This window comes from Gilliamella sp. B14384G10, from assembly GCF_016101685.1.
In the GTDB taxonomy this organism is placed as follows: domain Bacteria; phylum Pseudomonadota; class Gammaproteobacteria; order Enterobacterales; family Orbaceae; genus Gilliamella; species Gilliamella apis_A.
Genome location: NZ_JACFQA010000002.1, coordinates 851,086 through 863,117, shown reverse-complemented (window position 1 = coordinate 863,117; position 12,032 = coordinate 851,086). Strand labels below are relative to the sequence as shown.

Genomic DNA, 12,032 nt, shown 5'->3' with positions numbered 1-12,032 from the left:
ATAAAAAAATTTGAGGAACGGGGTTTTTGAAGACTAAAATCCATCCCATCACTAACCCTTTTTTTTGACTTAAGATAAAATATTTAAAAATCAATAGGTTGAAAAATGGCTCAAAAAAAGGGTTTTTTTTGGTAAAAATAGACTTTGCCTTTTTGCCAACAACATTTATAGTATATCGGGTTCTAGTTCACTGCCGTGTAGGTAGTTTAGAAAACCAGCGCCCAGCAAATGAGAATTACGCATTGGTTCACTGCCGTGTAGGTAGTTTAGAAAGTCATGGGCAAAATACGCAACTGGCGTTTGATGTTCACTGCCGTGTAGGTAGTTTAGAAATGAATGTGGTCAAAAAGCCATCATCACCAAAAGTTCACTGCCGTGTAGGTAGTTTAGAAAGATACAACCGTGAGGGTAAGGCGGTCGGTTTTGTTCACTGCCGTGTAGGTAGTTTAGAAAAACTTAAGGGAAACACCCCGCTAGCCAAAGAAGTTCACTGCCGTGTAGGTAGTTTAGAAATTAACCGCCCCCAGTCTTTGTATAATTGATCCGTTCACTGCCGTGTAGGTAGTTTAGAAATGCATCGGCTGCGGCAAGCACTGGGGCGATTGGTTCACTGCCGTGTAGGTAGTTTAGAAAAAAACGCAACAGGAGGGATTAGGCGTTACTCAGTTCACTGCCGTGTAGGTAGTTTAGAAAACGGGCAATAAATCCGCGGTTAAACCGAGTACGTTCACTGCCGTGTAGGTAGTTTAGAAAAAAAACATAAAATCATATATCAAACAGGTAACGTTCACTGCCGTGTAGGTAGTTTAGAAACGCAAGGGCGGCTTGCTTAAAACTGTTTGCCTAGTTCACTGCCGTGTAGGTAGTTTAGAAATCTGGTCGCTTTGTGAGCGAGAGACGCCAGTTGTTCACTGCCGTGTAGGTAGTTTAGAAAAAACTTTATGGTTATATCGTAAACGCTACTATGTTCACTGCCGTGTAGGTAGTTTAGAAATTCGTTGCGCCAATATTTATTTTCGAACTGTTGTTCACTGCCGTGTAGGTAGTTTAGAAATACTAAGAGCCGAAAACGCCGCATTGACAAATGTTCACTGCCGTGTAGGTAGTTTAGAAAAACTAAATAAATCCGTTAGATTGGTACTACTCGTTCACTGCCGTGTAGGTAGTTTAGAAAATTAAAGCCAATGCGAAGCATATCTAGTGCGAGTTCACTGCCGTGTAGGTAGTTTAGAAATGCGCGCTCTCGCATGCGTCTAATGTTATCGCGTTCACTGCCGTGTAGGTAGTTTAGAAAGCAATTTATTAAATAGTTAACGGATTTTTACAAGTTCACTGCCGTGTAGGTAGTTTAGAAACTAACCCCATTTTCGTTTGGTGTATTGTTTGGGTTCACTGCCGTGTAGGTAGTTTAGAAAACCGTAGTCTGATATTCTCTGTTATAACGTGAGTTCACTGCCGTGTAGGTAGTTTAGAAATGCATTAATCATTGCTGGATTGATGCCGTTTTGTTCACTGCCGTGTAGGTAGTTTAGAAAAAAATCGAGCGGTTTTTTATTTTTAATTTCGAGTTCACTGCCGTGTAGGTAGATTAAAATTAGTTAAAGTTATAACGCTCGAAATCCACCAAACTAGAAACGTTTAGCAAAGGAGTTTTTTAAGGTGAATAAACTTATCACATGCTATAATCGTTTTCACTCATAATTAAACTTTACACCTATTGTGAATAATAATTCAATTGACAACAAACTAAATGAAAAAATGGTGCTTATTTTCAAAGCACTCTCTGATCCAGTTAGAATTGAAATAATTAAATACTTAAAAAACATAAGAACTGAGGTCATTTGTGGTGAAATAGGCCAAGCGGTTGGTATCAGTAAACCTTCGGGAACTTATCATTTTAGGTTATTACAACAAGCTGAATTAATTAATGTAAGAAAAAGTGCTAGAGAAAAATATATAGGACTGAATAAATCAACATTTGATAAATATGTTACAGGCTTTTTTGATAGTCTTTAATATATTTAAATGTTGATTTAATCTTGAGTTTACTACTGGATGTTTATTAACTATTATAATTTGCGCCTTGTCGTTAATTTGAGTGAAAAAACTATTCCTAATAATGATATCACTCCTGTTGTGATAAGTACCGCATCGAATCCGTGGGCAAAAGCTATCGAATTAGTTATTCCACCAAAAATATTGAATATAATTACTGATATTGTTGTACCTATGGCACCGCCAAATAAGCGAAATATATTGTATATCCCAGATGCTTTCCCTAAATATATTGGCTCGACAGCACTTAACACTGATTTTTGCAGAGCTGGTCCAGCCATTGAAAGTCCCATACCGGCGATCATTAAAGGTATTGCCATAGCTATATATGAATTAGTTACATTAACTAAAAGAATAATTAGCAAATAACCTATTCCCTGTAAAAATAATCCTAATGTTGCAATAATCTTTTCACCAAATTTATCTACTGCGTTGCCAGCAAATGGTGCTATTACTACTAATGTTGCTGTCCATGGTAATAATTGTAACCCAGCTATCAGTGGATTAGTTTTTTCAAACACTAAGAAATATTGAGGTAAAAAGAATAATACGCCAAACATAGATGCATATAATAAAAAAGTTGCGATATTACCGTTAGTGAATACTTTTGAATGAAATAATATCAACGGAATCATAGGGGTAGTAGTCATTTTTTGTCTAATGATAAATAAAATACCAAGTACTAGACAAGATAAGCCGGTAATAGTCGTTATAACGTGCGAGGTTTGTGTCGTTATCTCTGATAATGACCATATTATTCCCGCTGAAGAGATGGTGATAAGTAGAAAATCAGTAAAGTTCAATTTATCTTCTTTGCCTTTGCTTTCAGGTAATAATATATGGGCAAAATAGATTGTTATTATACCTATAGGTAAATTAATCCAAAATATCCATTGCCAAGATAATGTAGCGACAATAAACCCACCTAAAACAGGCCCAACAATAAGCGCTAAACCACCAATACCACTCCATATTCCCAATGCTTTTCCACGTATATTTGCGGGTAATGAATGGGTTAAAATAGCCATTGACATTGGTGTCATAACACAAGCACCAACAGCTTGTATCATTCTAGAAATGATTAATTCAATAATATTATTCGATAAAGCACAAAATATGGAAGCGATAGTGAAAATAGCGATACCAACAAGATAGACTTTTTTTCTGCCTATTTTTTCGCCTAGTGAGACACCAACAAGTAATAATGCCGCTATGGTTATATTATAAATATTCAACAACCACTGTAATAAATTAACTGATATTTGAAAATTATTCCGTATTGCGGTAGTAGCCGTGGTGACTATCATTGAATCTATCATTGACATGAAAAATCCTAATGAAGTTAAAATAATAATGGCTGATGAATTGACTGTTTTTTCTTGCATTTTATTAACCTTTTGCTTTGCTATACTTAGCTAAAATAGGGCTGTCAATGTATATGTTTAATGTATTGGCCTATGTGTAAACTAGCTTTTTTTGATTTAAAGTTTAATAGTTCATTAGTTATTTAACTATTTTATCATATTAATTAAAACAAGCAGAATAATCAATAGTAGATTGCAAAGATCAATTTGATTTAAATAATAATAAAAGTGGTAAGAAGTTACCGCCTTGCGGCGGTATTTTATTTATTATTGATGTTTAACAATAAAACAGCAGTGGATCTGTTTATTGCGTTTAAAATCGAGCGATAAAGTTTTATCGGTGATATCTTGAAAGGTTAGCCCTAGTTTTTGCATACCATCGGCATCCATTTTGAACCCACGTTTATTGTTTGAAAATACTATTACACCATTTGGTCTGAGTAAACGTTTTAAATCATTCATTAATTTTAGATGATCACGCTGAACATCAAAGGTATCGTTCATTCGTTTAGAATTAGAAAATGTCGGTGGGTCGATAAAAATCAGATCAAATTGTTCATCTGCTTGAGATAAATAGAGCAAGCAGTCTGCTTGTATTAATCTATGGTTTTTACCGGTTAAGCCATTTTGTTTTAAATTGCGATCAGCCCACTCTAAATAGGTACGAGACATATCAACAGTTGTGGTCGATTTAGCTTTACCAAGACCAGCATAAACTGTAGCACTACCTGTATAAGCAAATAGATTTAAAAAGTCTTTTCCGGCACTCATTTGGCCAATCATTTTTCTGGCTAAGCGGTGATCCAAAAATAATCCAGTATCTAAATAATCCACTACGTTAACCCAAAACTGTGTTTGTTTATTGTTAATTGGATATTCATGGACTAAAAAATAATCCTGTTTTTGTCCGAGTTTTTGATATTGTTGTTTACCTTTCTGTTTTTCGCGAGTTTTTAGTACCAGCTGATCAGCGGTTAGTTCTAGTACAGACATGGTCGCATTGATAATATCAAAAAGTCTTTGTCGAGTTTTTTGTGGATCAATATTTTTTGGTGCAGCATATTCTTGTACCACAATTTTGTCTTTGTAACGATCGATTGCCACGTTATATTCAGGTAAATCTGCATCATAAAGACGATAACATTCAAGTTGTTCTTGACTAGCCCATTTTTCAAATCTTTGGCAATTTTTACGTAAACGATTGGCAAAATCGGCTGCGGGTAAATTTTGCTTAGTGAGTGGTTGATCAGGTTGGCGATCAGCAATTGAGTAATTCTTTTGTACACAATCTAAAGGTCCATTTTTGGCTTTAAATTGTTTGTCGGCTCTCATTTGTAAACAATCTAATAGTTGTGGTGTACCACTAAATAACGATAATCGCCACCCCCCAAAATGTTGTTTAATTTGTTGACCTAGGGCTGAGTGCAAAGCAACTAAAGCTGGCTCGCTTTCTAACCGCTCACCATAAGGTGGATTACTAATGATCATACCATGTATGTTACGATCAAGTGGATTGGTTAATTGGGTTACGTCCTGCAAAGTAAAAGTAATTAAATCACCAACACCAGCATAGATAGCATTTTGTTTGGCACGTTCTAATACCATAGGATTATTGTCATAACCGATAAAAGTAGTTTTTGTTTTTTGGACATTATGCTTAGCTTTAAAGAGTAAATCATTCCAAAGTGTTGGGTTGAATCCTTGCCAAGCAAAAAATCCCCACTGTTTACGTAACAGTCCAGGTGGAATATTAGAGGCCATCATCGCAGCTTCAATTAGTAAGGTTCCTGAACCACACATTGGATCGATAAGAGGTTCATCTGTTTGCCAGCCTGAACGGAGAATAATTGCTGCAGCTAAGTTCTCTTTTAACGGTGCTTGACCTGTTTGCTGACGATAACCACGTTGATGTAGGCTTTCACCACTTAGATCTAATGATAAGGTAACTCGATTTTTGTTTAGATAAGCATGTAAACGAATATCTGGATTTTGTTTGGCAACATTTGGGCGTTGATTGGTTTGACGCATAAAATGATCAACAATTGCATCTTTGATCTTTAGCGCTCCATATTGGCTATTACGGATAAAGTCATTAACGCCAACAAAGTTGATAATAAATGAGTTATCGACTGCAAAAATATCGTTCCATTTGATATTCATCACACATGAATAGAGATCTAGGTCACTATAGATATCAAACTCGGCAATGGGTAATAGGATCCGAGAAGCCAAACGTGACCATAATAATGATTGGTACATGGTTGATTGATCAGCGTCAAAGTAGACACCACCTTGCGATACTTTACAATTTACCGCGCCAATATTTTCTAACTCTTTTTTTAATAACTCTTCAAGCCCGCGAGAGGTGCTGGCAAATAGCGTTTTCATGCATAATCCACTTAACAATAAAATTGCAGGCATTATACCGACTAATTGCAATTGTGGGAAATGGTCAAATTAAACAATCTATAAACAAAAATAATAAGAATAAAAAATTTGCAAATAATAGATATAAAGTTAAAACATCGAAAATACTTTTTGCTCATGTTTACGATTCTTAACAAAATCCTCGCGAACAAGGTTTGCTAAATAATGCTTATTTCTTTATAATTTTTTGATTTATAACAAAAAATATATAACTTTTATAAGTAAAACAAATAGTTAAAATAGTTAACTATATTGTTATGTCAAAAGATAGTTGTTCAAATGCTATCTATAATTTAAATTCTTATCAAGAAATCTATTTATGCTAATTTTTAATAAACAACTCTGCAATATTATTGTTACATCATTAATCATTTTGTTTGTTGCTATCACTTTATCATTAACAATAAATGTTAATGATGTTAATGCTTTGAGTTCATCATCAGTAAAATCAATTCATGGACATTTGCCGTATTTAACTTTTGATAATGGAATTACTAAAATTAATGATACAGATTCATTGCTTGGCATAACTCTATCTGATAATACAATTATTAGGCCAAGTAAAGATGTATCTAGTGAAGATAATCCAATAATTTTACCCAATACAGCTGATACATTTGAAAATATACAAACTATCGTACCTTTGGCAAACAAAGGAAATAATAACTATCCAAATGTAAACCTTAATACTCTTATTGATGAACCTTATAATTATTTTATTGATGAAGATGGTGATAGTGGTGCAAAAGTAACCGGAAATATTTCGATTAAATGGAAAAATTATCAATCAAGTCCAATATATCCATATAAAATAGAGGAGCGAGATATCACTGATTTAGTCAAAAATAACCCTAAAATGAAACTTAATCCTTGTAATGGTATCTATAAGCTTATTATAAATACAACCAATGGTTATATTAAAACTAAATATGGGTTACCAAATTATAGTGAATTTAGTGATGGAAACCATACTTATTATATCAAACCTAATGCTGAACAAGCTTTTGTATGTTATGCCCAACCTAATATAGTCTATCATTCAGGTTTTGAACCAGGATTTTATGATGGAACAACCTGGACAAATTACCAAGGTTATAGAGTATTTAGTCCTTCTAATAGTGGAAATTATTCTGGTCAATCAAGTATAACTAAAAATAATTTTCCATCTACTGGTGCTGATGGTCTGTATTTTTATTTGACTTTAGCCGGCATTATCCCTGAAAAAGTGGTAGAGATAAATGGTAATATTATTAGATCTGATGAGAATAGTAACATAAGTCTAGTTCTAAATGCAGGCAAAACAAGTTACTGGTCTGCAAGTAAATGGAGAGCAGGCTCTAAAAACACAAAAGGTAAATTTGTTGGAACTCATTGGAATAAAGGTATTGAGCCAGCTGTAAAGGTAACTTTAAATGGACCAAAATTCGATTCGACAAATAAAGATTTTAAACCTGTTACATTTAAAATTTATGCCGATAAAGCGAAAAGTCAGTTATTATACGAATTTAGATTAATGCGTTGGTACATAGTGCAACCTGAAGTTGAATATGAAAATCAGATGGCAGCGATTAATTATTGTCAAAAATTAGGCGTCAATTATAGATTGCCTGATGTAAATGACTTTACTAATGCTAATGAAACTAATGTTGGTTGGTCGAATGGTTTTCCTGGACAAGGCGATAAGTCTGCGCGTCAATTAAGTTATCAAGATAACGCGCGATGGATTGGCGGATTATTTAATGAATGGGGTTGTTTAGCGAATGGAGCTAGTATCATAGGTAAAGATAAATATACAAATGGTTTATGTTCAGGTTATCCTTCCACGAATTGGGACTCTTATTATTACTGGACTAAAAGTACAGCATTAAATTCTAATGATTATGGTAAAGGTTTATTAGTGTTTTCAGGATATGGTCGTCCAGTTTTATATGATGCTAGTCCAAATTATATACGTCGTGTTGCATGTGTCACCCCTTAATACACAAATTTAGACACTATATGTAAATCATGTAGTGTTAATCAGTTATTGTATTATTCGCTAGCTTTTTAAACCGTAAATTTACGGTAAATCATCAATGAGTACTTTTAAAAAATATGTGGCTTTTAGCATAATTTATATTTTGCATTTGAAACACAATATTTAATTAGGACAAGTGGAAATGTTTATCTCTATATCATAATTTGTTAATATGCACAGGTTTTTGGTTTCAGATTAATTTTATAATAAATTATTTAATCAGTAGATTTTAATTAAGCATCTTTTTGAATAGAGGTAAAATGAAAGCACTATCAATTGTTGGATTAATTTTCGCTATAATATCTATTTTTATTCCTATATTTGGTATATTTATCGCCATGTTATGTAGTTTATTAGCATTAATTACATTCGTTAAGCAACCAACTATTTCTGGTGCTATTTTTGGGATTAATATCTTTAACACAGCATTTTTGTCTCCAGTATTAGCTTCTGCAGCCGCAAATTCAGGAATTGGTACTTATCTATTTTTTGTTAAATATCATTTAGTATTGATGTTTGTTGCCTTTATTTTGTATTTAATTTTCCGCAAAAAAAACAGTGCGGCATAGTCTCTGGTTAGACTGAAAAATCAATTTGCTGAATAACCCTATGAGTTTATAAATTTTATTAAATAATAGTTAGTAAAAGTTAATAGTCATTCTATTTTTATCAATCCAATTTAATAAAACTTAATTAACTATTTTATTGATATTTAAAATATTATCTATTATTGCTAACAACATTATAAAAAAGAGTTTAGTCATTTTAGATGAAAGGTGGCAATAAAGTTAAGATAACTATTTAAACAACTAGAAATTCATTAGTAAGAGAAGCTATGCAAATATTTTTATAAACTATAAATGCTTGTTATAAGGTTTTAATAAGTAAATGTGAGAACTTTGGCTAAACATACTATTAAAGCAAGTCCTCACATTTAATCTGATAAATTACTCCACTGTTACTGATTTTGCTAGGTTACGTGGTTGGTCGACATCGGTACCTTTAATTAGGGCAACATGGTAAGCAAGTAATTGCGTCGGTACGGTGTAGTAGATTGGCGCAGTAAGTTCTTCAATATGGGGTAAGTTGATAATATGCATAGTATCGTCGCTGACAAAACCAGCATCTTGCTCAGCAAATACATAAAGTTGACCGCCACGGGCACGCACTTCTTCAATATTGGCTTTGAGTTTTTCAAGTAAGTCATTCGTCGGCGCCATAACAATAACTGGCATATCTGCATCAATCAACGCTAAAGGCCCATGTTTTAATTCACCAGCTGCATAAGCTTCGGCATGAATATAGGAGATCTCTTTTAGCTTTAATGATGCCTCTATAGCGATTGGATATTCGTCGCCACGACCTAAAAATAGTGCATGATGTTTATCGACAAAATGACCAGCAAGTTTTTTGATTACAGGTTCGGCCATTAATACTTGTTCTATACGGTTTGGTAAAGTTTGTAATGCATGGACGATTGCTTGTTCAGTGATTTCTGCCATATCATTAAGTCGGCCTAACTTAGCCACTAACAGTAATAATACCGTTAATTGTGTGGTAAATGCTTTGGTTGAGGCGACACCAATTTCAACGCCAGCTTTGGTTAGTAAAACCAAATCAGCTTCTCGAACTAAAGTCGATGCTGCCACATTACATACCGCAAGAGTACTTAGGTAATTGTTCTGTTTAGCTAAGCGTAAAGCAGCAAGGGTATCGGCAGTTTCCCCGGATTGTGATAGGGTGATAAATAAACTGTTTTTGCGACGAGCTGGTTTTCGATAACGAAATTCCGAGGCAATTTCCACATCACAAGGAATGCCGGCTAAGGATTCAAACCAATAACGAGCAACCATGCCTGCATTATAAGCTGTGCCACAGGCAACAATTTGGATGTGTTCAACTTGCTTGAGAATATTTTCTGCATTTGGGCCTAGTTCTGATAAATCTACTTTGCCATGAGCCATGCGACCTTCTAAGGTATTTTTAATCGCATTCGGCTGTTCATAAATCTCTTTTTGCATGTAATGGTTAAAACCAGCTTTGCTGCCAGCATCATATTTGGCATCTGATTCAATGCAAGGGCGATTTATTTGATTAAAATTTTTGTCATAAATCGTTACTGAACGTTGAGTGACAAGCGCTATATCACCTTCTTCTAAGAAGATAAACTGCCGAGTTACCGGTAATAAAGCCAGTTGATCTGAGGCAATAAAGTTTTCGCCAATGCCACAACCAATAACAAGTGGGCTACCAGAACGTGCGGCAACTAGGATATCAGGATTTCGAGTGTCCATAATTACTGTACCATAAGCACCTCGTAAGAGTGGAATTGCTTTTTGTACAGCTTCTAATAAGGAACATTCTTCAGTGCTGATGATGTCATGAATTAAGTGGGCAATGACTTCAGTATCTGTTTCTGAACGGAATTGGTAACCTTTCGCGATAAGTTTTTCACGCAGTGGTTCGAAATTTTCGATAATTCCATTATGCACAACGGCAATAAAGTCGGATATATGTGGGTGCGCATTATGCTCAACTGGTTCACCATGTGTTGCCCAGCGAGTGTGGGCTATACCGGTTGAACCGTCAACTGGTTGTTCGTTTACCGCATCTTTAAGCGCTTGTACTTTTCCGACCCGCCTTATTCGTTGTAATTCACCTATTGGTGAAATAATAGCAAGTCCGGCAGAATCATAACCACGATATTCTAAACGTTTAAGTCCTTCTAATAAAATATCTGCCACATCACGCTTAGCGATTGCACCTACAATACCACACATCGTCTATCCCTCTTTCGATTTCGTTGGTCTTTGCCAACCCGCAAGTTGTTTCTGTTTTACACGACTAACCACTAATTCATTGTCGTTAACATCGTTAGTAACTGTTGTGCCAGCCGCAATAGTTGCACCTTTACCTATTTTGACTGGGGCAATAAGTTGGCTGTCAGATCCAACAAAAACATCATCTTCGATAACTGTTTTAAATTTATTAGCACCATCATAATTACAGGTAATTGTGCCAGCGCCAATGTTGACATTACTGCCAATTTCACTGTCACCTAAATAACTTAAATGTCCGGCTTTGGTTGCATGGCCAAGATGAGCTTTTTTCAATTCAACAAAATTACCAACGTGGGCATGATTATCTAGTTTGCTGCCAGGTCTTATTCTGGCAAATGGTCCGATAGTACAGTGCTGAGCAATAATCGAATCTTCAATCACCGAGTATGGACTAATTTCGCTGTTATCGGCGATGGTACAGTTTTTCAAAATACAACCTGCACCGATAATGACATTATTTCCTAATGTCACATCGCCATGAATAATCACATTTGTATCAATGATAACATCTTTACCATGAGTTAATTTTCCACGTAGATCAAAACGGGCTGGATCAAGTAAAGTTACTCCAGCAAGTAACAATTGCTCGGCTTGATACCATTGATAATGGCGTTCTAAAGTTGCTAACTGTAATCGATTGTTGACGCCTTCAACTTCAAATTGCTTTATTGGATGTGAAGTTAAAATTTCATAACCATCTTGATGTGCAAAGGCAATAATATCGGTTAAATAATACTCTTTTTGCGCGTTGTTATTGGTTAAACGAGCTAACCACTGTTTAAGTAATTTGCCTGTAACTAGCATAATACCAGTATTAATTTCGGTGATTTTTTGTTGTTCGGCATTGGCATCTTTTTGTTCAACGATAGCCACAACTTTACCATCTTTGCGTTCAATTCGACCATAGCCAGTTGGGTCATCTAAAATCACTGTTAATAAGGCAATACCTTGTTTGGGTTTACTAGCAATAAGATTTTGCAAAGTTTCAACTGAGATAAGTGGCGTATCGCCATATAAAATCAAGATATCTTCATCATCTTGAATGTAAGGGATAGCTTGTTGTACCGCATGTCCTGTCCCTAATTGTTCTGCTTGATAAACAAGTTGCACCGGCTGATTTTGTAACGATTTTTCAAGTTCGTTTTTGCCATGCCCATAAACAATATTGATGCGATTAGTATTAAGTTGTTGAACTGTATCAATAACATGTTGTAACATCGGCTTACCGCCGATTTTATGTAAAACTTTAGGTAGGTTGGAATACATCCGTGTGCCTTTTCCTGCCGCCAAAATAATAGCACTACGTTTTGGAGGTGAAATTGCCATAAT

Annotated in this window: 7 protein-coding genes and 1 CRISPR repeat array; of the genes, 3 read left to right on the top strand and 4 right to left on the bottom strand. The window is 34.9% G+C overall.

The window, feature by feature from the left end; all coding sequences use genetic code 11:
- Nucleotides 1-185: 185 nt before the first annotated feature.
- Nucleotides 186-1,595: a CRISPR direct-repeat array (repeat unit 28 nt; unit sequence GTTCACTGCCGTGTAGGTAGTTTAGAAA).
- 163 nt (nt 1,596-1,758) lie between these two features.
- Nucleotides 1,759-2,016: a helix-turn-helix transcriptional regulator gene (locus tag H3T54_RS08140; RefSeq protein ID WP_110448363.1), complete on the top strand. Its 258-nt coding sequence runs from the start codon at nt 1,759-1,761 to the stop codon at nt 2,014-2,016.
- 53 nt (nt 2,017-2,069) lie between these two features.
- Here the strand turns inward: H3T54_RS08140 and H3T54_RS08135 are convergent, their stop codons facing one another.
- Both H3T54_RS08135 and rlmKL read right to left on the bottom strand, forming a co-directional pair.
- Entirely contained in the window at nt 2,070-3,440 is a 1,371-nt protein-coding gene (locus H3T54_RS08135) for an MFS transporter (RefSeq protein WP_198221953.1), read from the bottom strand.
- A gap of 246 nt (nt 3,441-3,686) precedes the next feature.
- Complete coding sequence (gene rlmKL / locus H3T54_RS08130; protein ID WP_198221951.1) at nt 3,687-5,807, bottom strand: bifunctional 23S rRNA (guanine(2069)-N(7))-methyltransferase RlmK/23S rRNA (guanine(2445)-N(2))-methyltransferase RlmL; 2,121 nt, start codon at nt 5,805-5,807, stop codon at nt 3,687-3,689.
- A 358-nt stretch (nt 5,808-6,165) separates the two neighbouring features.
- Between rlmKL and H3T54_RS08125 the strand changes: the two genes are divergently transcribed.
- On the top strand, nt 6,166-7,824 hold the full coding sequence (locus tag H3T54_RS08125) for a hypothetical protein (protein ID WP_198221949.1): 1,659 nt from the start codon (nt 6,166-6,168) through the stop codon (nt 7,822-7,824).
- Between the two features lie 299 nt (nt 7,825-8,123).
- Nucleotides 8,124-8,432, top strand: a complete 309-nt coding sequence (locus tag H3T54_RS08120; protein WP_198221947.1) for a hypothetical protein — start codon at nt 8,124-8,126, stop codon at nt 8,430-8,432.
- Nucleotides 8,433-8,810: 378 nt separating this feature from the next.
- Here the strand turns inward: H3T54_RS08120 and glmS are convergent, their stop codons facing one another.
- Nucleotides 8,811-10,643, bottom strand: coding sequence for a glutamine--fructose-6-phosphate transaminase (isomerizing) (glmS, locus tag H3T54_RS08115; protein WP_198221945.1), 1,833 nt, complete (start codon nt 10,641-10,643; stop codon nt 8,811-8,813).
- 3 nt (nt 10,644-10,646) lie between these two features.
- Nucleotides 10,647-12,029, bottom strand: coding sequence for a bifunctional UDP-N-acetylglucosamine diphosphorylase/glucosamine-1-phosphate N-acetyltransferase GlmU (glmU, locus tag H3T54_RS08110; protein WP_198221943.1), 1,383 nt, complete (start codon nt 12,027-12,029; stop codon nt 10,647-10,649).
- Nucleotides 12,030-12,032: the final 3 nt, after the last annotated feature.